We start from the raw sequence: 19,716 nt of genomic DNA, 5'->3' as shown, positions 1-19,716 counted from the left end.
CCTCGCCACATGGACCGGCGCCTGCCCCACCTGCCACCGCGACATACCCACCCCGACATCAACCTGACCAAGCACTACTAGAACCGGCCACGAGCCGCCCCGGATCCGGGGCGATTGTCAGTGGGATGGTCTTCAATGGCGTTCAAGGACGTTCATTCATCGACGTTCATGGACGGTCGAGGACGGTCGAGGGGAGAGAAGGGAGGGGGAGCCACGATGGTGTCCACGGAGCGGTTCCTGGCCTTCGGCGCCGTGTCGCTGCTGGTGATCGTCATCCCGGGACCGAGTGTGCTGTTCGTGATCGGCCGTGCACTGGCCCACGGTCGGCGCACGGCGGTGGCGACGGCCCTGGGAAACGTGGTCGGTTCGTATCTGCTGGTGGTGGCGGTGGCCCTGGGCGTCGGCTCGTTGGTGGAGCGCTCGGCGGAGCTGTTCGTGGCGGTGAAGCTGGCGGGCGCCGCATATCTGGTCTGGCTGGGCATCCAGGCACTGCGGCACCGGCACGCGATGAGGGCCGTCGACATACGGGGCCCGGCGGGCCCGGCGCGCGGTGATCTGCGCACGGTGCTCGACGGGGCGCTGGTGGGGGCGACGAACCCGAAGGGCATCGTGTTCTTCGCGGCGGTGCTTCCGCAGTTCGTGGACCACGGCGCAGGTCATCTGCCCGCGCAGATGCTGGTGCTGGGGCTGATACCGATCTCGATCGGCCTGGTCACGGACACGCTGTGGGGGCTGACGGCGTCGGCGGCGCGCAACTGGTTCGCGCGCTCGGACCACCGGCTCTCACTGATCGGCGGCACGGGCGGTTTCGCGCTCATCGGGCTCGGCGTGGCGGTGGCGGCGACGGGCCGCGCGGACTGACGCCCGTCAGTTCCGTACCGTCCCGAAGGCCACGGTGACCGGGCCGGGCGCTTCGAGCACGGCGGCGGTGCGCTCCGCCTCGTGGACGAGTTCGTCGCGCTGAGCCCGGGTGAGGTCGGCGAAGGGCTCCAGGGTGAGGGTGGCGCCGTACTTGCGGCCCCGGCCTCGGTCTCGGCCCCGGTCTCCGTGGTGGCCTGCGTCTCCCGTGTCTCCGCTCTCGTCCAGGGCCCACAGCCCGGCGAGCATCCCGTCCACCAGGAACGTCGGATACACCTTGTTGGTCTGCCAGTTGCGCCCCCTGTCGACGGCGCGCACCACGCGGGTGCGGTCGGCGTGCGAGAGGAGGACGTTGTCGTACTCGGCGAGCAGCCGCGGCGGTGCCGGGGTGTCCTCGTCGGGGCGCGGGGCGTCGGGCAGGTCGAACAGCTCCACGCCCTCCGGGGCGCGGAACGTCGTGAGCCGGGGCCTGAGCCGTTCGAAGGCGTCCTTGGTGCGGGTGATCCCCGCCCACTGCTGGAAGTCCTTGACGGAGGCGGGCCCGAAGGCGCCGAGGTAGCGCAGCACCGCGGTGTCGAGCACGGCCGCCGGGTCGGGTGCGGAGGCCGGGCCAGGTGCTGAGGCCGGGTCGGGTACGGGCGGGCACACGGTCTCGTCCCCGAACCAGCGCCCGGCGGTGGTGAGACGGACTCCCCCGCTGCGCCGCCACAGGCCCCGCGGGGTGACCTGGACCAGCGGCAGCAGGCAGCGCGCCGCGACGGAGAGTGCCCGGGGCTCGGCGTGCCGCCAGTGCCCGAGAAGCAGTTCCCGGATCTGTTTCGGCGTGCGTGGCTCCTGCTCGACATAGGCGCGCGCCAGGGCGGCGAGCCGGTCCAGGTCGACGCCGGTGAGGCCGGCGCGGAACTGGCGCAGCTCGCGCTCGCGGGCGGGCCGGGTGAGCGGGTGCAGGATCCGGAGGTCGTCGGCTGTGTGCAAGTGGATCGTGGAGCGCAGAGTGACGGTACGGGCCAGGCGCCGGGACTCGATCGCCTCGCAGAGGTGGGCGGGGGTGAAGTCGGTGAGGCGGGCGACGAGCGCGACGTACGGCGGGCGCACCTCTTGGGCCTGGAGTCCGGCGAGGTGGGTGACGGCCTGCTCGGCGGTCATCGGGGCGCGCCGGAGGAGGCACTGGCGTTCCAGGGTGGCCCGGCCGAGGGCCCGGGCCGTCAATGGCTTCGTCGTCATGGGACGGACGGTAGCGGTGAAAGAGGTCAGATTCTGTCCGCGATGTCTGTCCGCGATGCGGTTCCGTCGTGGGGTCCGTGTGCTGGTTACGCTGCCTCGGGACGGACCGGAGCCAACGGTGGCGGGAGGCGGCGATGCCGCGACGGCAGGATCGGGCGGGGCAGGGTGGCGGCCGCCGCTCCACATGGCGCCGCGGCGCGGGCCAGCGGCCATCGACGGGTGCGCCCGAGCCGCCCGCCCCCGAGCCGGAGCCACGGCGGGAGCCGGTCGACACCGCGGGCAGCATCGTCCACACGGCTGTGTACCGGGACGGAGTGCGGGTCGCGACGCCGGAGACGCTCACGGACACGTACCGGCAGCTCCACGCCGATCCGGAGACCGTCGCGTGGATCGGCCTCGCCCGGCCGACCGAGGCCGAACTCAAGTCACTGGCCGCCGAGTTCGACCTGCATCCACTCGCCGTGGAGGACGCGATGGAGGCGCACCAGCGGCCGAAGCTCGAGCGGTACGGTGAGACGCTCTTCGTGGTGCTGCGCGCCGCCCGCTATCTGGACGCGCCGGAGGAGGTCGACTTCGCGGAGCTGCATGTGTTCGTCGGTCCGGACTTCGTCATCACGGTCCGGCACGGCGCGGCCCCGGACCTGTCGGCGGTGCGGCGCCGTATGGAGCAGAGCCCGGAGCTGCTGCGGCTCGGCCCGGAGGCGGTGCTCTACGCGATCCTCGACGCCGTGGTGGACGGGTATGTGCCGGTCGTCGCCGGTGTGCAGAACGACATCGACGAGATCGAGACGGAGGTCTTCTCCGGCGCCCCGGAGGTCTCCCGCCGCATCTATGAACTCTCCCGCGAAATGGTCGAGTTCCAGCGGGCGACGCGGCCGCTGGTCGGCATGCTGCACGGCCTGATGGCGGGCTTCGCGAAGTACGGGACGGACGAGGAGTTGCAGCGCTACCTGCGTGACGTCGCGGACCACGTCACCCACACCAGCGAGCGCGTCGACTCGTTCCGTGAGGCGCTCGCCGACATCCTCACGGTCAACGCGACGCTGGTGACCCAGCAGCAGAACGCGGAGATGCGGGCGCTGGCCGAGGCGGGATTCGAGCAGAACGAGGAAGTCAAGAAGATCTCCAGCTGGGCGGCCATTCTCTTCGCGCCCACTCTCGTCGGCACGATCTACGGGATGAACTTCGACCGGATGCCGGAGCTGAGCTGGAGTTTCGGCTATCCGTTCGCGATCGGCCTGATGGGGGTCGTCTGCGTGACGCTGTACGTGATCTTCAAGCGGAGGGACTGGCTCTAGGACTCGGCTCCCTTGTCGCTGGGTAGACTGACCTACCTAGCAGCTCGGTATCTCGCCGTCTCGGTATCTCGCCGTCTCGGTATCTCGGCATCTCGCTACCTGACGACCATGGGAGGGCCGCATGGCCAGGACCGGCGACGCCGCCGCACCCCGCGGCACCCGGCGCGGTGCCGCGCGCGAACTGCTGCTCGCCGCCGCGGCCCGCCGCTTCTACGCGGACGGGGTGGCCGCCACCGGCATCGACACCATCACCGCCGAGGCGGGCGTGGCCAAGATGAGCCTCTACAACAACTTCTCGTCCAAGGCCGATCTGGTCCGGTCCTACCTGGACGCACGGCACGAGGAGTGGCTCGGCCTTTACCGCAAGCGTCTGGAGGGCGTCGGCGACGATCCGCGCGGCGGGGTCCTCGCCGTCTTCGACGCCTACGCCGACCACGCCGCGCTCGCGTACGAGCACGGGTTCCGCGGGTGCGGCCTGCTCAACGCGGCCGCCGAGCTGCCCGCCGGGGACGAGGGGCGGAACATCGTACGCAGGCACAAGGAGGAGGTGGAGTCGCTGCTCGCCGGGCACCTCGCGCGGCTGCTGTCCGACCGACCGCAGGAGGCCCCCGCGGCGGCGGAGCATCTGGCGTTCCTGCTGGAGGGAGCGACGGCCCGCGCCGGTCTCGAGGGCACGGGCGACCGGCTCGGGCACGCCCGGCGCATGGCGGCCGAGCTACTGGAGCGCTGGTGACGCCCCGCTCAGGCGCGCTGCCGGGCGCGGGGGCGCTGTGCGTGCTCCTCGCGGCCACGCTGTGGGGCACCACAGGGACGGCGGCGGCCTTCGCCCCGGCCGTCGGCCCCCTCGCGATCGGGGCCGTCGCCATGGGAGTCGGCGGGCTGCTCCAAGCCCTGGTCGCCGCGCCGCGTATCGCCCGTGCGGCGTCCGCGCTGGCCGTGCGGCGTGGAACCGTGGCGCTCGGGGCGGTGTCGGTGGCGGCGTATCCGCTGGCGTTCTACAGCTCCATGCGACTGGCGGGGGTCACTGTCGGGACCGTGGTGTCGGTCGGTTCGGCCCCGCTCGTATCGGCGGTGATCGAACGTGTCGCGGACCGGCGCGGGCTCAGCCGCCGCTGGGCGGCCGGTGCCGCGCTCGGCGTCTGCGGGACCGCACTGCTGTGCGTGGCGGAGGCGGCGCGGGCCGGTTCCGGGGCCACGGCGGGAACGGAAGCGGGTTCGGGCGCCGGTGCCGGTGCCGGGCCCGCCGCGCAGACCGTGCTCGGTGTGGGTCTCGGCCTGGTCGCCGGGGCGACGTACGCCCTGTACGCCTGGGCCGCTCACCGCCTCATCCGCCGCGGCATCCCGTCCGGCGCCGCCATGGGAACCGTCTTCGGAATCGGCGGGCTGCTGCTCATGCCGGTGCTCGTCGCCACCGGGGCCCCGCTGCTCGACTCGTGGTCGGCCACCGCCGTCGGCGCGTACATGGCGCTCGTGCCCATGTTCCTCGGGTACGTGCTGTTCGGCTGGGGCCTGGCGCGCGTTCCGGCGTCCACCGCGACGACGCTCTCGCTCCTGGAACCGGCGGTCGCCGCCGCCTTGGCCGTCGTCGTGGTCGGCGAGCGCCTTCCCGTGCTGGGCTGGGTGGGCGTCGCCCTGGTCGTCGGCTGCCTCGCCGTGCTCACCGCGCCCGTGAGCCGGGCACGGCGGGAGCCGCTCGGCACCGAGTTGACGACGCACACACAACCCGCACACCGTCTCCTGCCCGGGGAACGCGCCTGATCCCTGGTCAGCGCGCTCACACGCGCGCCCGGCCCGCTGTGAGACAGAAGTGACCCGGCCCACTCCCCCACGTCACGGACCGGAAAATCCGGCTCTCCACGATCAGCCGCACCCACGTCCGGTGAGAGAAGCGGAGAGCCACGCCATGTCCTATGTCAGCCCACCGGAGTTCGTCCGGAAGATGATCGACGCGGGTGAGTCCAAGGTCTTCATGTCCGCGCGCGACACGGTGATCCGCGCGTACATGGCCGGTGCCATCCTCGCGCTGTCGGCCGTGTTCGCGGTCACCATCACCGTGCAGACCGGCCAGGCGCTCTTGGGGGCGCTGCTGTTCCCGGTCGGCTTCTGCGTGCTCTACCTGATGGGCTTCGACCTGCTGACCGGAGTCTTCACGCTCACCCCGCTGGCCCTGATCGACCGCCGTCGCGGCGTCAGGCTCCGTGGTGTGCTGCGCAACTGGGGCCTGGTCTTCGTCGGGAACTTCGCCGGAGCCCTGACCGTCGCCGTCATCATGGCGGTGATCTTCACTTACGCGTTCACGGTGGACCCGAACGCGATCGGGCAGAAGATCGGTCACATCGGCGAGCTGCGCACCATCGGCTACGCCGACCACGGCGCCGCGGGCATGCTCACCCTGTTCCTGCGCGGGGTGCTGTGCAACTGGATGGTCTCCACGGGTGTCGTCGCCGCGCTGATGTCCACGTCCGTCTCGGGCAAGGTCATCGCCATGTGGATGCCCATCCTGCTGTTCTTCGCCATGGGCTTCGAGCACTCGGTCGTGAACATGTTCCTGTTCCCGTCCGGGCTCATGCTCGGCGGCCACTTCACCTTCGGTGACTACCTGATGTGGAACGAGATCCCCACCGTCGTGGGCAACCTGGTCGGCGGCATCACCTTCGTGGGCCTCCCCCTGTACGCGACCCACGCCCGTACGGCGCCGCGCCGCGCCGCAGCCCCCGGAGTGCCGGCCCCCGCCGGTCCGGAGCCTGAGCCTGTGCCCGAGGCACGTGTGTGACGTCGGTCGGTCCGCCGCCGCCCGGCCGGGGTCAGCCCCAGACGGCCTCGGCCACGGCGGCTCCCAGGAACGCCGAGCCGAGGCCGGCCACCACGCTGCCGACGACGTTGACGGCGGCGAGAAAGCGGGCGCCGTCCTCGGCGAGGCGCAGGGACTCGTAGGAGAAGGTCGAGTACGTGGTCAGGGCGCCGCACAGGCCGGTGCCGAGCAGGAGCGCGAGGTGCGAGGAGGCGGCGCCCGCGGAGACCGCCCCGGTGACGAGGCCGAGCAGCAGCGCCCCGACGACGTTCACGGAGAACGTGCCCCAGGGGAAGACGGTGTCGTGCCGGGACTGCACGGTGCGGTCGGTGAGGTAGCGCAGCGGAGCGCCGATCATGCCGCCCGCGATCACGAGGAGCCAGTTCACGCGGGACCGGCCCCTTCCGTGCGGGTCGCACGGCGCCCGGCGTCCGAGTCGCGGCCCACGTACCTGATGACCTCGCAGTCGTCGAGGAGGACGAGCCCTTCCTCCACGAGTTCGTCGAGCTGCGGCAGGAAGGCCCGTACGCGCGCGTCGGTGTCGACGATGACGATCGCCACCGGCAGATCCTCACTGAGCGAGAGCAGCCTGCTGGTGTGGATCAGGGACGAGGCACCGAAGCCCTCGATCCCCTTGAAGACGGAGGCTCCGGCGAGTCCGGCGCCTCGCGCGCGGTGCACGATCTCGGCGTAGAGCGGCTTGTGACGCCAAGTGTCGTTCTCGCCGATGATGATGGTGACACGCAGCGCGGTCCCGGTCAGCCGGCTGCCACTCCTGAGGCGCGCCACACCGCCCCCGAAGGCCGCGGAACCCCTTGGGTCCTCGGAGTCCTTGACGCCCTTGGCGTTCTTGGCGTCCTGGGTCATCGGCTCCTCCACTCGATGACGCGGCGGGTGAGGTGGGCCGCGGTCCAGACCGCGGCGAGCGCCGCGCACACGGTCAGCGCCAGGTAGCCGAGAGCGGCGGCCGGGTGACCGTCCTCGATCAGGTGCCGGGTGTCCACGACGTACGTCGAGAAGGTGGTGAAGCCGCCCAGGACACCGGTTCCGAAGAACGGGCGGACGAGACGGTGGGCGGCCCAGACGTCCGAGATGACGACCATGAAGACACCGATGACGGCGCAGCCCACGGCGTTCACCAGGAGGGTCGTCCACGGGAAGGCACCGGACGCGGTCGGCCACAGCAGCGACGCCCCGTACCGGGCGGCCGCTCCGGTTCCGCCGCCGAGCGCCACGACAACGAGCACGGGTCCCTGACCGCGCCACCGGGCCCCGCGCCGCACCGGTACGCGCAGGCCGATGTCCGGATCGACGGGTTCGTCGACGGGTTCGTGGAGCGTGGGGGCGGGCCTGTTCTCCACCGATGCTCCTCTTCGTCTCCTCGTCACCTCGTCACCGCGCCGAAAGCCTACCGTGACCTGCGTCGACCGACCCGGCAGGGGCGGCCGCCCACGGCGCGCGGGTACGAACCTCGTCAAACTCGTCGAAGTACGGGACGCGACGCTGGTCATCGGCGGCGGAACGTACGACCCTGGCAAGTACCAGCACCAGCATCCGAGGAGCCGACAGTGCGCGCACGTGACCTCGCGGTCGAGTACGAGACGGTGAGCGTCGACAGCGACGCCACCCAGGCCGCCCGTCTGATGGCCGAACAGCGCCTCCCCGCGCTGCTCGTGCTCGACACGGACGGTTCCCCCAAGGCGGTCCTTCCGGCGTCGCAGCTGGTGAAGGTGCTCGTGCCCGCCTACGTCGTGGAGGACCCGGCGCTCGCCGCGGTCGTCGACGAGCGGCACGCCGACCGGCTGTGCCAGGCGCTCAAGGGCCGCAGCGTCGGCGACTGCCTGTCGTCGAAGGCGGCGACGCCCCCGATCGCGGCGCCCGACGACACGGCCCTTGAGGTGGCGGCGCTCATGGCGCAGGTGCGCAGCCCGCTCGTCGCCGTCGCCGAACCCTCGGACAACGGCCGCACCCGGCTGCTCGGCGTGATCACCGCCTCGCATCTGCTGCAGGCGCTGCTCGGCGTCAGCGACACGGTGTGACCCACGGCCGACAGCCCGCGACCCCAGCAGTACGGAGCAGCAGCACGCAGCTGACATGCAAAACCGCAGACCGGGCCGCTATAAACCCACGTTATACATACTGTGTATAGTGCTCGCATGCCTGCCTCACCTGAAAAGATGATGAAAATCCGCAAGGGGTTCCGCGCGGCCGCCGTCCTCGTCACCGCCGGGGCCCTCTCCCTCGGCCTGACGGGCTGCACCAAGTACGACACGACCGCCCCGAGCACCGTCCGGAAGACCGACGCGGGCGCGAAGTTCGGCACCGTGGACTGCCGCAAGGCCAAGTGCGTCGCGCTCACCTTCGACGCGGGGCCGAGCGAGAACACGCCCCGGCTGCTCGACATCCTCAAGGAGAAGAAGGTCCCCGCGACGTTCTTCCTGCTCGGCAAGAACCACGTGATGAAGCATCCGGACCTGGTCAAGCGGATGGCGCGCGAGGGTCACGAGCTGGGCAGCCACACGTGGGACCACAAGATCCTCACGGACATCAGCGACGACCAGATCCGCCAGGAGCTCAAGCGCACGGACGACGCGATCGAGAAGCTGACCGGCAAGCGCCCCACTCTGATGCGGCCGCCGCAGGGGCGGACGAACGACCACGTCAGCAAGCTGGCCAAGCAGGAGGGGCTCGCGCAGATCCTGTGGGACGTGACGTCGAAGGACTACAAGGAGCCGCCGGCGCGGACGATCAGGGAGCGGACCCTGAAGCAGACCCACCGCGACTCGATCATCCTGCTGCACGACCTGTACAAGAACACCGTCCCGGCCGTGCCGGGCATCATCGACGCGCTCAAGGCGAAGGGGTACGTCTTCGTGACGGTCCCTCAACTCCTCGCTCCGGGCAAGGCGGAGCCGGGCAAGATCTACAAGCCCTGACGCCCCGCCCTCGGCGTGCGGGTCAGGCCACCGAGCCGATCGTGCGGGCCGCGCCCGGCTCGTGGTGGATCGGGGTGTGCGCGCCGGTCAGCGAGAGGCCACTGCCGCCGCGCCGGTTCGCCACGATCTGCGATGCGATGGAGACCGCGACCTCCTCGGGCGTACGGGCTCCGAGGTCGAGCCCGATCGGCGAGCGCAGGCGGGCCAGTTCGAGCTCGGTGACGCCCACCTCGCGCAGCCGCTCGTTGCGGTCCAGGTGGGTGCGGCGCGAGCCCATGGCGCCGACGTACGCGACCGGGAGGCGCAGCGCCAGCCGGAGCAGCGGGACGTCGAACTTGGCGTCGTGGGTGAGCACGCACAGCACCGTGCGGCCGTCGAGGGCACCGGCGTCGCGTTCGCGCTCAAGGTACGTGTGGGGCCATTCCACGACGATCTCGTCGGCGTCGGGGAAGCGCGCGGCCGTGGCGAAGACCGGTCGGGCGTCGCAGACGGTGACGCGGTAGCCGAGGAACTTGCCCATGCGGACCAGGGCCGACGCGAAGTCGATGGCGCCGAAGACGATCATGCGGGGGGCGGGGACCGACGACTCGACCAGGAGGGTGAGCGGGGCGCCGCAGCGCGAGCCCTGTTCGCCGATCCCCAGCGTGCCGGTGCGGCCGGCGTCCAGGTAGGCGGCGGCCTCGTCGGCCACCGTTCGGTCCAGTTCGGGGTGGGCGCCGAAGCCGCCCTCGGTGGCGCCGTCGGCGTGGACGAGCAGGGCCCGGCCCATCAGCTCCGCGGGACCGTCCACGACACGGGCCAGCGCCGCCGCCTCCCCGACGGCGGCGGCGCCGAGCGCCGCGGTGAAGACCTCACGCACCGTCCGGTCCGCCGACCGGACGGGCGTGACGAGGATGTCGATGACGCCGCCGCAGGTCAGACCCACGGCGAAGGCGTCGTCGTCGCTGTAGCCGAAGCGCTCGACGTGCGTGATGCCGTCCTCGAGCGCCTGCCGGCACAGCTCGTAGACCGCTCCTTCCACACAACCGCCGGAGACCGATCCGATCGCGGTGCCCTCGCTGTCGACGGCGAGCGCCGCGCCCGGCTGCCGGGGCGCGCTGCCGCCGACGGCCACCACGGTGGCCACGGCGAAGTCGCGTCCCTGCTCGACCCACCGGTGCAGCTCTTCGGCGATGTCCAGCATGTGCGGTCTCCTTAGCGGTTGTGTGCGAGGTGACGGACGGGGGTCAGTGGACGCCCAGCCATGCCTCGATCGGGTGGAGGCAGAAGTACACGAGAAAGATCACCGTCATGCCCCACATGAGGACGCCGATCTCCCGCGCCTTGCCCTGGGCGATCTTGATGGCGACCCACGAGATGACGCCCGCGCCGACACCGACGGTGATCTGGTACGTGAACGGCATCAGGACCACGGTGAGGAACACCGGGATCGCGGTGGCGCGGTCCGACCAGTCCACGTGCCGGGCGTTCATCATCATCATCGCGCCGATGACGACGAGGGCGGCGGACGCGACCTCCTGCGGGACGATCGCGGTGACCGGGGTGAAGAAGAGGCAGGCGGCGAAGAACAGACCGCTGACGGCGGAGGACAGGCCCGTGCGGGCGCCCTCGCCGACGCCGGTGGCGGACTCCACGAACACCGTCTGCCCGGAGGCGCCGGAGAGGCCGCCGATCGCGCCGCCGGCGCCGTCGATGAACAGCGCCTTGGACAGGCCCGGCATACGGCCCTTGTCGTCGGCGAGACCGGCCTCGGTGCCGACGCCGATGATGGTGGCCATCGCGTCGAAGAACCCGGCGAGCACGAGCGTGAAGACGATCATGGTGACGGTCATGGCGCCGACATGGCCCCAGCCGCCGAACTCGACATGGCCGAAGAGTGAGAAGTCAGGCATCGAGACGGCGCTGCCGTGCAGTTCCGGTGCGCCGTGGCTCCACTGCTTGGGGTCGATCACACCGGCTGCGTTGAGGATGACCGCGACGACGGTGCCGGAGATGATGCCGATCAGGATCGCGCCGGGGGTGCCGCGCGCCTGGAGCATGAAGATCAGAAGAAGTGTGCCCGCGAAGAGGAGCACGGGCCAGCCGACGAGCTGCCCGGCCGGGCCGAGGGTGAGCGGGGTGGCCTTGCCCTGCTGGACGAAGCCGGACTTGTACAGGCCGATCAGGGCGATGAAGAGGCCGATGCCCATGGTGATGCCGTGCTTGAGCGCGAGCGGGATCGCATTCATGATCATCTCGCGCAGGCCGGTGACGACTAGCAGCATGATCACTGCGCCGTACATCACGCACATGCCCATGGCCTGCGGCCAGGTCATGGCGGGGGCGACCTGCGAGGAGATCACACCGGAGACCGAAAGGCCCGCGGCGAGCACGAGCGGCACCTTGCCGGCGAAGCCCATGAGGAGCGTGGTGAACGCCGCGGCGAAGGCGGTCGCGGTGATGAGCGCCTTCTGGCCCAGGGTGTCCCCTGCGGCGTCCTTCCCGGACAGGATCAGCGGGTTGAGCAGAAGGATGTACGCCATGGCCATGAAGGTCGTGACGCCACCGCGCACCTCACGGGCGACGGAGGATCCTCGTTCGGATATGTGGAAGTACCGGTCGAGCCAGGAACGGCCGGCGGGGACTCTCGAGCCGGAGCCCGCGTCCTCGGCGGTCGTCCTGGGCTCCACAGACTGCTGGGTCATGGTGCCTCGTTTCCCAAGGTTCAAAGGGGCACCCGCGGCGATGCTCAGTTGTGCGGGATTTGGGATGGGTTTCGGCTGCACGACCCGGGGGACGGCCCGAGACGACTGCTGCTCTGGATGCTCCGGGCGGTGTGGGCGGCGGAAGTGTGACGTTCCTGGGAGGCACACACCGCCCGGAGAGCTGGGGTACTGCGCTGGGTACTTGCTGGGTACTGCTACGCCGGGACGGTGCCCGTCAGGTGCTCGGGACGGACCGGGGTCCGGTCGAGCGCGAGACCCGTCGCGTTCCGGATCGCCGCGAGGACGGCCGGGGTGGACGACAGGGTCGGTGCCTCGCCGATGCCGCGCAGCCCGTACGGGGCGTGCTCGTCGGCGAGCTCGAGCACGTCGACCGGGATGGTCGGGGTGTCGAGGATCGTGGGGATCAGGTAGTCCGTGAAGGAGGGGTTCCTGACCTTGGCAGTCTTCGGGTCGACGATGATCTCTTCCATCACCGCGACGCCGAGACCCTGCGTGGTGCCGCCCTGGATCTGGCCGACCACGGAGAGCGGGTTGAGCGCCTTGCCGACGTCCTGGGCGCAGGCGAGCTCGACGACCTTGACGAGGCCGAGCTCGGTGTCCACCTCTACGACGGCGCGGTGCGCGGCGAACGAGTACTGGACGTGGCCGTCGCCCTGACCGGTCTTGAGGTCGAAGGCGACGGTGGGCCGGTGGCGCCACTCCTCCTCGATCTCGACGACCTCGTCCTCCAGCACGTCGGCGAGGTCGGCGAGGACCTCGCCGCCGTCGGTGACGACCTTGCCGCCCTCCAGGAGGAGTTCGGCGGTGGCCCACGCCGGGTGGTAGGTGCCCAGCTTGCGGCGGCCGATCTCCAGGACCTTCTCGCGCACCAGCTCGCAGGCGTTCTTGACCGCGCCGCCGGTGACGTAGGTCTGGCGGGACGCGGACGTCGATCCCGCCGAGCCGACCTGGGTGTCGGCCGGGTGGATGGTGACCTGGCCGACGCCCAGCTCGGTGCGGGCGATCTGCGCGTGGACGGTGACACCGCCCTGGCCGACCTCCGCCATCGCGGTGTGCACGGTCACGACGGGCTCGCCGCCGATGACCTCCATGCGCACCTTGGCGGTGGAGTAGTCGTCGAATCCCTCGGAGAAGCCGACGTTCTTGATGCCGACCGCGTAGCCGACACCGCGGACGACGCCCTCACCGTGCGTGGTGTTGGACAGGCCGCCGGGCAGCTGCCGGACGTCGGCGCCCTCGCTGTCCTCCCACTGGCGCTCGGGCGGCATCGGCATCGCCTTGACGCGGCGCAGGAGTTCGGCGACCGGGGCCGGGGAGTCGACGACCTGGCCCGTCGGCATGATCGTGCCCTGCTCCATGGCGTTGAGCTGGCGGAACGCGATGCGGTCCATGCCCAGTTCGTCGGCGACCTTGTCCATCTGCGCCTCGTACGCGAAGCACGCCTGGACCGCGCCGAAGCCGCGCATGGCGCCGCAGGGCGGGTTGTTGGTGTAGAGCGCGTACGCCTCGATGTCGACGTCGTCGACGACGTACGGGCCGACCGACAGGGACGAGGCGTTGCCGACGACCGCCGGGGAGGCGGAGGCGTAGGCGCCGCCGTCCAGGACGATCTTGCACTTCATGTGCGTGAGCTTGCCGTCCTTGGTGGCGCCGTGCTCGTAGTAGAGCTTGGCGGGGTGCCGGTGGACGTGCCCGAAGAACGACTCGAAGCGGTTGTAGACGATCTTGACGGGCTTACCGGTGCGGAGCGCGAGGAGGCAGGCGTGGATCTGCATCGACAGGTCCTCGCGGCCGCCGAAGGCACCGCCGACACCGGAGAGCGTCATGCGGACCTTCTCCTCGGGCAGGCCGAGGACCGGGGCGATCTGCTTGAGGTCCGAGTGCAGCCACTGGGTGGCCACGTACAGGTCGACGCCGCCGTCCTCGGAGGGCACGGCGAGGCCGGACTCGGGGCCGAGGAATGCCTGGTCCTGCATGCCGAAGGTGTACTCGCCCTTGACGATCACGTCGGCGCGCTCGGCGGCCTCGTCCGCGTTGCCGCGGATGATCGGCTGGCGGTGCACGATGTTGGGGTGCGGCACGTGGCCCGCGTGGTGGTCGTCGCGGCCCTCGTGGACGAGGATCGCGTCGGGCGCGGTCGCGGATGCCTCGTCGGTGATGACGGGCAGCTCGCGGTACTCGACCTTGATCTTGGCGGCGGCGCGGCGCGCGGTCTCCGGGTGGTCGGCGGCGACCAGGGCGACCGGCTCGCCGTGGTGGCGGACCTTGCCGTGCGCGAGAACCGGGGTGTCCTGGATCTCCAGGCCGTAGTTCTTCACGTCGGTGGGCAGGTCGTCGTAGGTGAGCACGGCGTAGACACCGGACGTGGCGAGGGCCTCGCTGGTGTCGATGGAGACGATCTCGGCGTGCGCGACGGTGGAGCGCAGGATCTGGCCCCAGAGCATGTCCTCGTGCCACATGTCGGACGAGTACGCGAACTCGCCGGTGACCTTGAGGGTGCCGTCGGGGCGCAGTGTGGACTCGCCGATGCCGCCCTTGGTCTGGGACCCCTGGGTGACGTTGGCGGGAACGCCGGTGGTGCGTGTGTCGGCCATGGCGTCAGACTCCCTGGCTCGATGCGGTCTCGGACTGGCGCGCGGCGGCGAGCCGGACCGCGTCCATGATCTTCTCGTAGCCCGTGCAGCGGCACAGGTTGCCCGACAGCGCCTCGCGGATGTCCGCGTCGCTCGGGTTGGCGTTGCGCTCCAGCATCTCGTCGGCGGCGACGAGCAGGCCCGGGGTGCAGAAGCCGCACTGGACGGCGCCGGCGTCGATGAACGCCTGCTGGATCGGGGAGAGCTCGCCGCCCTCGCCGGTCTGCGAGTCGGTGCCCTTGGCGCTCCAGCCCTGGGCCTCCTGGAGGGTGGTGCCGCAGGCCCCGCCCTTGCCCTCGCCGTCGTGGCCGCCGCAGGCGCGGTTCTTGGCGAAGTCGGCCAGGCCCTCGACCGTGACGACCTCGCGGCCCTCGGCCTGCCCGGCGGCGACCAGGCAGGAACAGACCGGTACGCCGTCGAGACGGACCGTGCAGGAGCCGCACTCGCCCTGTTCGCAGGCGTTCTTGGAGCCGGGCAGGCCGAGCCGCTCGCGCAGCACGTAGAGCAGCGACTCGCCCTCCCAGACGTCGTCGGCCTCCTGCTTGCGGCCGTTGACCGTGAAATTGACGCGCATTACGCGACTCCCTCCGTGCGCGCGGCGTTGCCGCGGTAGGACTCCCAGGCCCAGGTGAGCGTGCGGCGGGCCATGACACCGACCGCGTGACGGCGGTACGAGGCGGTGCCGCGCACGTCGTCGATCGGGTTGCAGGCGGCGGAGCACAGGTCCGCGAACTGCTTGGCGACGGACGGCGTGATGATCTTGCCGTTGTCCCAGAACCCGCCTTCTTCGAGCGCCGAGTTCAGGAACTGCTCGGCCTCCTTGGCGCGGACCGGGGTCGGCGCGGCCGAACCGATGCCGGTGCGCACCGTGCGGGTCTCGGGGTGCACGGCCAGACCGAAGGCGCACACCGCGATCACCATGGCGTTGCGGGTGCCCACCTTGGAGTACTGCTGCGGCCCGTCGGCCTTGTCGATGTGCACCGCGCGGATGAGCTCGTCGGGCGCGAGCGCGTTGCGCTTCACACCGGTGTAGAACTCGTCGATCGGGATGCGGCGCGAGCCGCGCACCGACTCGACCTCGACCTCGCAGTCGGCGGCGAGCAGCGCCGGGTGGGCGTCACCGGCCGGGGACGCCGTGCCGAGGTTGCCGCCGACGCCTCCGCGGTTGCGGATCTGCGGAGAGGCCACGGTGTGCGAGGCGAGCGCCAGGCCCGGCAGCTCGGCCCGCAGGTTCTCCATGATCTTGGTGTACGGGACGGAGGCGCCGAGCCGGACGGTCTTCTCGCCCACCTCCCACTCGCTCAGCTCGGTGATGCGGTTGAGGTCCAGGAGGTACTCGGGCCGCCGGTGGTCGAAGTTGATCTCGACCATGACATCCGTGCCACCCGCGATCGGGACGGCTGTCGGGTGCTCGGCCTTGGCGGCGAGCGCCTCCTCCCAGCTGTCGGGGCGAAGGAAGTCCATGAGTGGCTCTCTTCTACGTCGTTCGTGGATCGTGCGATGCGTTCGAGCCAACTGATGTGCGGATCGAGGGGCTCGTTCATGTGCTGTTCACGTGGAGTGGGCTCAGTACACCGCCCCGCCGCCCACCAGGGTCAGTCACGGAAACCATGAAGGAGTTGGCTGACCACGACAGGTGTCTTGTAGATTCGTATGAACACAGGGGCCCGGTAACCCCTCTGTTTTCCTCCGGAAACCAAAAAGGACTGTTTGCCCGGCCTTCCGGGCCGTCCGGCTACCGGAACCAAGACCATCATTTTCGAGACAGATCGGCGGCGACGACACCATGCGGCTGCGCGCACTGCTGGACACCGACGCGCTGGGCCTCAGGCTGCTCGGCGGCGAGGACGAGCTGGACCGCACGGTCCGTGGCGTGATGACCACGGACCTGCGGGACCCCAGCCGGTACCTCTCCGGCGGCGAGCTGGTCCTCACCGGCCTGGCCTGGCGCCGCGACGCCGACGACTCCGAGCCGTTCGTCCGGATCCTCGCCTCGGCGGGCGTCGCCGCCCTCGCCGCGGGCGAGGCGGAACTCGGCGACGTGCCGGAGGATCTGGTCCAGGCGTGTGCCAGGCACCGGCTCCCGCTCTTCGCGGTGAACGAGTCGGTCGCCTTCGCGACGATCACCGAGCACGTGGTGCGTCAGGTCTCCGGCGAGCGCGCGGGCGATCTGGCGGCCGTGGTGGACCGGCACCGCCGCCTGATGACGTCGGGCCCGACCGGCGGCGGCCCGGACGTCGTCCTGGACCTGCTCGGCAGCGACCTGGATCTGCGGGCCTGGGTCCTGTCCCCGGCGGGCCGCGCCGTCGCCGGCTCGAACACGGCCGGTGCGGAGCTGCCGCCGAGCGTCTCCACGCGCCTGGCCGCCGAACACCTGGCGGCCACCCGCTCCGGGCGCCGCCCGCCGCACCGGGTGACGGTGAACAACACCACGTACTCGCTCTTCCCCGTCCGTACGGGCGCCCGTGGCGCGGCCCCGGCCGGGCGTGACGTGCGCGAGACCGTGCTGTCGGACTGGCTGCTGGCCGTCGAGGCGGACGCGGGCGACTGGCCGGAGGAGCGGCTCGACCTGCTGCAGGGCGTGACCCAGCTGATCTCGGTCGAGCGCGACCGGCGGGACGCCGCGCGCACGGTGCGCCGGCGCCTGGCCCAGGAGGTTCTCGAGCTGGTCCAGACCGGAGCGGCCCCGGCGGAGATCGCGGCGCGTCTGCGGGTGGCCGCTCCGGTGCTGCTGCCGGGGCTCGGCGCGGCGCCGCACTGGCAGGTCGTGGTGGCGCGGGTCGAGTGGGCGGGCCTGACGGACACCGCCGGGGCCGGGGGCGAGACGGTCGAGGGCGGCCGGGTGGCCCAGTCGCTGCTGGAGGAGATCCTCGTCGACCCGCTCTCGTCCGGGCCGGAGCCCTCCGACCGGATCGCCGTGGCGCACACCGGTGACGAGGCCATCGCCCTGGTGCCGCTGCCCGCGGTGACCGGCGAGGAGGACGGCGCGGACCAGGGGCTGCACGCGGACTCGCTCCTGGAGGCCGTACGGGCCCCGCTGACCGCGGGCCTCGACAACGACGGACGGCTGACCATCGGCGTGAGCGCGGCCGTGCACTCGGCGGAGGGGCTGCGCGGCGCGCTGGAGGAGGCGCGGCACGCCCGCCGGGTCGCCGCGGCGAGGCAGGGCGTGGTGTGCGCGGCGGGCCACCAGGAGCTGGCCTCGCACGTGCTGCTGCTGCCGTTCGTCCCCGACGACGTGCGGCGCGCCTTCACCGCGCGGCTGCTCGACCCGCTGCGCTCGTACGACCGCAAGCACCGCGCGGAGCTGATCCCGACGCTGGAGGCGTTCCTCGACTGCGACGGGTCGTGGACGCGGTGTGCGAGCCGGCTGCACCTGCACGTGAACACGCTGCGCTACCGGGTGGGCCGGATCGAGCAGCTGACGAACCGTGATCTCTCGCGTCTGGAGGACAAGTTGGACTTCTTCCTGGCCCTGCGCATGAGTTGACGGCCAGTGATCGCATTACCCGTTCGACGCGCGGGCGGAAACCCCATCCCTTTGTGAAATCTTTCACCTACCCCCTTGGCCGGGTCCGTGATCCATGCTGAGATTCCCCTCGACATCTCGGCTCGATGGCGTGCTCGGGGAGGGCGATGTGACGCATACCGCCGTGTCTGGTACCGGAACGAACCCAGCGGACGATCCACTCCAGACCGCGGTATGGCGGCTCCGCTCGCGCGGCTGCTGGGTCGACGCGGCAGCGCTCCTCGAACCGCACGCGGCGGGCGACGCGGCCGCCGCGCTGCAGCGCGCGGCGCTGCTCGTGGAGCGCTGTCTGTACACCGAGACGGGGTGGGCGCGGGCGGAGGAGGCGCTGCGGTCCGCCGAGGCACTCGCCCACACCGACGAGGAGCGCGCCGCTGCCGCCTGTGAGCGCGGCCAACTCGCCTACGCCTCCTCACTGTTGAAGGTGCGTGACCGTTCCGACGAGGCGCGCTCGGCGTTCGGGCGCGCGGCGGCGCTGCTCGCGCCGGGGGCGGTGGGCCGTGCGTTGCTCGATTTCCGCCGGGGCCTGCTCGCGGAGAACCTGGCGGATTCGCCGCAGGCGGCCCGCTCGGCCTACCGCAGGGCCCACGCGGGCGCCACGGCGCACGGGGACGCGCTGCTGCTCTCCTTCACCTGGCGCCAGCTGGCCGGGCTCGCGCTGCGCGACGGCGAGCTGGCGGAGGCGCGGCACGGCTTCGCGGAGTCTTTGCGGCTGCGCGAGGAGCTGGGCTACCTGGTGGGCACGGCCCCGGCCCTCGTCTCCCTGGCCGAGGCGGAGCCGGACCGCGCGGTGGCCCAGCGCCTGCGCACCGAGGCCATGCGGCTGCTGCGGCTGCTCGACGGGGTTCCGACCTGGCTGGCCCGTTCCCTGCCGGCGCCCGCTTGAGGGGTCGGGCGCCGCGGGGCCGGATATCCCCGGCGGCATCTTCCGGACCGAGTTCCTCAGGCCCCGCCGACGTGCTCCCGCGCGATGGCCTGTACGGCGGGCAGGTCCTGGGCGGCGAGGGCCTCCAGGAGGGCCGTGTGCTGGGCCGCGTCCGCGAGGAGGTCCGTCGTCGGGCAGCCCGCGCGGTGGTGCAGGTCGTCGGCGACCCGGACCAGCTGGTCGTTGCCCGCGAGGGAGAGCAGGGCGCGGTGGAAGGCGCGGTCCGCCTCCGCGTACCGCGCCCGGTCGCCCGAGGCCGCGGCGCGGCCCGCCGCGTCGGCGAGCGGCACGAGGTCGGCCCAGCGCGCCGGGGCGAGGGTGCGGGCGAGGCGGAGCACGACCGGCACCTCGACCAGCGCCCGCACCTCGCCCAGCTCCTCCAGGTCGCGCGTGGTCCGCTCGGTCACCCGGAACCCGCGGTTGGGCACGACCTCGACCGCGCCTTCCCTGGCCAGCTGCTGCATCGCCTCGCGCACGGGAGTGGCGGAGACCCCGAACCGTTCGCCGAGCGCGGGCGCCGAGTAGACGCCGCCGGGCGCGAGGTCACCGCAGAGCAGGGCCGCGCGCAGGGCGTCGAGGACCTGGCCGCGCACCGAGCTGCGGGTGACGGTGCCGCGCGGGCGCGGGGCGGGCGGTTCGCCGTGCGTGTGGTCGCCACGGCTGTGCTCGGTGCCGCGCTGCTCGGGGATGCCGCGCGGCACCGGTGCGCCGTGCGCCGTGCGCGCTGTGGCCTGCTCCACCCCGGTCATCCCTTTCGCCGCCGTTCCCGGCCGTTCCTCGCCCATTTGTCCGAAGCCCAACGCAGAACCATAGGCGG

General features: G+C 71.7%; 19 protein-coding genes. 9 read left to right on the top strand and 10 right to left on the bottom strand.

Annotation, left to right across the window (positions count from 1 at the left end; genetic code table 11):
* Positions 1–216 precede the first annotated feature (216 nt).
* Complete coding sequence (locus OFY01_RS14395) at positions 217–861, top strand: LysE family translocator (protein ID WP_266599891.1); 645 nt, start codon at positions 217–219, stop codon at positions 859–861.
* A gap of 6 nt (positions 862–867) precedes the next feature.
* Here the strand turns inward: OFY01_RS14395 and OFY01_RS14390 are convergent, their stop codons facing one another.
* Entirely contained in the window at positions 868–2,082 is a 1,215-nt protein-coding gene (locus tag OFY01_RS14390) for a winged helix DNA-binding domain-containing protein (RefSeq protein ID WP_266599889.1), read from the bottom strand.
* Between the two features lie 134 nt (positions 2,083–2,216).
* On the opposite strand from OFY01_RS14390, the gene OFY01_RS14385 reads away from it, so the two are divergent.
* The 4 genes from OFY01_RS14385 (at position 2,217) to OFY01_RS14370 (ending at position 6,153) form a co-directional block, all read left to right on the top strand.
* The gene (locus OFY01_RS14385; RefSeq protein ID WP_266599887.1) at positions 2,217–3,380 is read left to right on the top strand and encodes a magnesium and cobalt transport protein CorA; all 1,164 of its coding nucleotides are present in this window, start codon (positions 2,217–2,219) and stop codon (positions 3,378–3,380) included.
* 121 nt (positions 3,381–3,501) lie between these two features.
* Positions 3,502–4,113 (top strand): TetR/AcrR family transcriptional regulator, encoded by a 612-nt coding sequence (locus tag OFY01_RS14380; protein WP_266599885.1) that lies wholly within the window; start codon positions 3,502–3,504, stop codon positions 4,111–4,113.
* Positions 4,110–5,138: a DMT family transporter gene (locus OFY01_RS14375; protein WP_266599883.1), complete on the top strand. Its 1,029-nt coding sequence runs from the start codon at positions 4,110–4,112 to the stop codon at positions 5,136–5,138. Before OFY01_RS14380 ends, OFY01_RS14375 begins: the two co-directional genes overlap by 4 nt.
* Positions 5,139–5,283: 145 nt before the next feature.
* Entirely contained in the window at positions 5,284–6,153 is an 870-nt protein-coding gene (locus tag OFY01_RS14370; protein WP_266599881.1) for a formate/nitrite transporter family protein, read from the top strand.
* A gap of 31 nt (positions 6,154–6,184) precedes the next feature.
* On the opposite strand, the gene crcB (OFY01_RS14365) is transcribed toward OFY01_RS14370, so the two are convergent.
* From crcB (OFY01_RS14365) to crcB (OFY01_RS14355), 3 genes are all read right to left on the bottom strand, one after another.
* The gene (crcB, locus tag OFY01_RS14365) at positions 6,185–6,559 is read right to left on the bottom strand and encodes a fluoride efflux transporter CrcB (protein WP_266599879.1); all 375 of its coding nucleotides are present in this window, start codon (positions 6,557–6,559) and stop codon (positions 6,185–6,187) included.
* The gene (locus tag OFY01_RS14360; protein ID WP_266599904.1) at positions 6,556–6,960 is read right to left on the bottom strand and encodes a DUF190 domain-containing protein; all 405 of its coding nucleotides are present in this window, start codon (positions 6,958–6,960) and stop codon (positions 6,556–6,558) included. The genes crcB (OFY01_RS14365) and OFY01_RS14360 overlap by 4 nt, the downstream gene beginning before the upstream one ends.
* Before the next feature lie 74 nt (positions 6,961–7,034).
* The gene (crcB, locus tag OFY01_RS14355; protein WP_407700339.1) at positions 7,035–7,532 is read right to left on the bottom strand and encodes a fluoride efflux transporter CrcB; all 498 of its coding nucleotides are present in this window, start codon (positions 7,530–7,532) and stop codon (positions 7,035–7,037) included.
* A gap of 207 nt (positions 7,533–7,739) precedes the next feature.
* Here crcB (OFY01_RS14355) and OFY01_RS14350 point away from each other — a divergent pair, with 207 nt between their 5' ends.
* Positions 7,740–8,210, top strand: a complete 471-nt coding sequence (locus OFY01_RS14350; protein ID WP_266599877.1) for a CBS domain-containing protein — start codon at positions 7,740–7,742, stop codon at positions 8,208–8,210.
* A gap of 117 nt (positions 8,211–8,327) precedes the next feature.
* Positions 8,328–9,107: a polysaccharide deacetylase family protein gene (locus OFY01_RS14345; protein ID WP_407700338.1), complete on the top strand. Its 780-nt coding sequence runs from the start codon at positions 8,328–8,330 to the stop codon at positions 9,105–9,107.
* Positions 9,108–9,129: 22 nt separating this feature from the next.
* Here the strand turns inward: OFY01_RS14345 and OFY01_RS14340 are convergent, their stop codons facing one another.
* From OFY01_RS14340 to OFY01_RS14320, 5 genes are all read right to left on the bottom strand, one after another.
* Positions 9,130–10,290, bottom strand: a complete 1,161-nt coding sequence (locus tag OFY01_RS14340; protein WP_266599875.1) for an XdhC family protein — start codon at positions 10,288–10,290, stop codon at positions 9,130–9,132.
* Positions 10,291–10,333: 43 nt separating this feature from the next.
* A complete protein-coding gene (locus tag OFY01_RS14335; protein WP_266599873.1) occupies positions 10,334–11,791 on the bottom strand; it encodes an NCS2 family permease in 1,458 nt (485 codons plus the stop codon).
* A 215-nt stretch (positions 11,792–12,006) separates the two neighbouring features.
* Positions 12,007–14,406 carry a xanthine dehydrogenase family protein molybdopterin-binding subunit gene (locus tag OFY01_RS14330; RefSeq protein ID WP_266599871.1) on the bottom strand — a complete coding sequence of 800 codons (2,400 nt, stop codon included), beginning with the start codon at positions 14,404–14,406 and terminating at the stop codon, positions 12,007–12,009.
* Between the two features lie 4 nt (positions 14,407–14,410).
* Positions 14,411–15,019, bottom strand: coding sequence for a (2Fe-2S)-binding protein (locus tag OFY01_RS14325; RefSeq protein ID WP_266599869.1), 609 nt, complete (start codon positions 15,017–15,019; stop codon positions 14,411–14,413).
* Positions 15,019–15,909 carry an FAD binding domain-containing protein gene (locus OFY01_RS14320; protein WP_266599867.1) on the bottom strand — a complete coding sequence of 297 codons (891 nt, stop codon included), beginning with the start codon at positions 15,907–15,909 and terminating at the stop codon, positions 15,019–15,021. Before OFY01_RS14320 ends, OFY01_RS14325 begins: the two co-directional genes overlap by 1 nt.
* Before the next feature lie 322 nt (positions 15,910–16,231).
* Between OFY01_RS14320 and OFY01_RS14315 the strand changes: the two genes are divergently transcribed.
* Together OFY01_RS14315 and OFY01_RS14310 are read left to right on the top strand one after the other, a co-directional pair.
* Positions 16,232–17,935, top strand: coding sequence for a PucR family transcriptional regulator (locus OFY01_RS14315; RefSeq protein ID WP_266599865.1), 1,704 nt, complete (start codon positions 16,232–16,234; stop codon positions 17,933–17,935).
* 148 nt (positions 17,936–18,083) lie between these two features.
* Positions 18,084–18,860: a hypothetical protein gene (locus OFY01_RS14310; RefSeq protein WP_266599863.1), complete on the top strand. Its 777-nt coding sequence runs from the start codon at positions 18,084–18,086 to the stop codon at positions 18,858–18,860.
* Positions 18,861–18,916: 56 nt separating this feature from the next.
* Here the strand turns inward: OFY01_RS14310 and OFY01_RS14305 are convergent, their stop codons facing one another.
* A complete protein-coding gene (locus OFY01_RS14305) occupies positions 18,917–19,648 on the bottom strand; it encodes a GntR family transcriptional regulator (RefSeq protein ID WP_407700342.1) in 732 nt (243 codons plus the stop codon).
* Positions 19,649–19,716: the final 68 nt, after the last annotated feature.

This window comes from Streptomyces beihaiensis, from assembly GCF_026274175.1.
Classification (GTDB): Bacteria; Actinomycetota; Actinomycetes; order Streptomycetales; family Streptomycetaceae; genus Streptomyces; species Streptomyces beihaiensis.
The sequence above is the reverse complement of the archived record's forward strand: the minus strand, read 5'-3'. Positions and strand labels throughout refer to the sequence as shown.

Bases quoted from the DNA above. Each gene is read 5' to 3' on its own strand.
- OFY01_RS14335 (WP_266599873.1), bottom strand. From the start codon at position 11,791: ATGACCCAGCAGTCTGTGGAGCCCAGGACGACCGCCGAGGACGCGGGC.
- OFY01_RS14320 (WP_266599867.1), bottom strand. From the start codon at position 15,909: ATGGACTTCCTTCGCCCCGACAGCTGGGAGGAGGCGCTCGCCGCCAAG.
- OFY01_RS14345 (WP_407700338.1), top strand. From the start codon at position 8,328: ATGCCTGCCTCACCTGAAAAGATGATGAAAATCCGCAAGGGGTTCCGC.
- OFY01_RS14305 (WP_407700342.1), bottom strand. From the start codon at position 19,648: ATGACCGGGGTGGAGCAGGCCACAGCGCGCACGGCGCACGGCGCACCG.
- OFY01_RS14395 (WP_266599891.1), top strand. From the start codon at position 217: ATGGTGTCCACGGAGCGGTTCCTGGCCTTCGGCGCCGTGTCGCTGCTG.
- OFY01_RS14370 (WP_266599881.1), top strand. From the start codon at position 5,284: ATGTCCTATGTCAGCCCACCGGAGTTCGTCCGGAAGATGATCGACGCG.
- OFY01_RS14390 (WP_266599889.1), bottom strand. From the start codon at position 2,082: ATGACGACGAAGCCATTGACGGCCCGGGCCCTCGGCCGGGCCACCCTG.
- OFY01_RS14325 (WP_266599869.1), bottom strand. From the start codon at position 15,019: ATGCGCGTCAATTTCACGGTCAACGGCCGCAAGCAGGAGGCCGACGAC.
- OFY01_RS14315 (WP_266599865.1), top strand. From the start codon at position 16,232: ATGCGGCTGCGCGCACTGCTGGACACCGACGCGCTGGGCCTCAGGCTG.
- OFY01_RS14385 (WP_266599887.1), top strand. From the start codon at position 2,217: ATGCCGCGACGGCAGGATCGGGCGGGGCAGGGTGGCGGCCGCCGCTCC.
- OFY01_RS14380 (WP_266599885.1), top strand. From the start codon at position 3,502: ATGGCCAGGACCGGCGACGCCGCCGCACCCCGCGGCACCCGGCGCGGT.
- OFY01_RS14340 (WP_266599875.1), bottom strand. From the start codon at position 10,290: ATGCTGGACATCGCCGAAGAGCTGCACCGGTGGGTCGAGCAGGGACGC.
- OFY01_RS14330 (WP_266599871.1), bottom strand. From the start codon at position 14,406: ATGGCCGACACACGCACCACCGGCGTTCCCGCCAACGTCACCCAGGGG.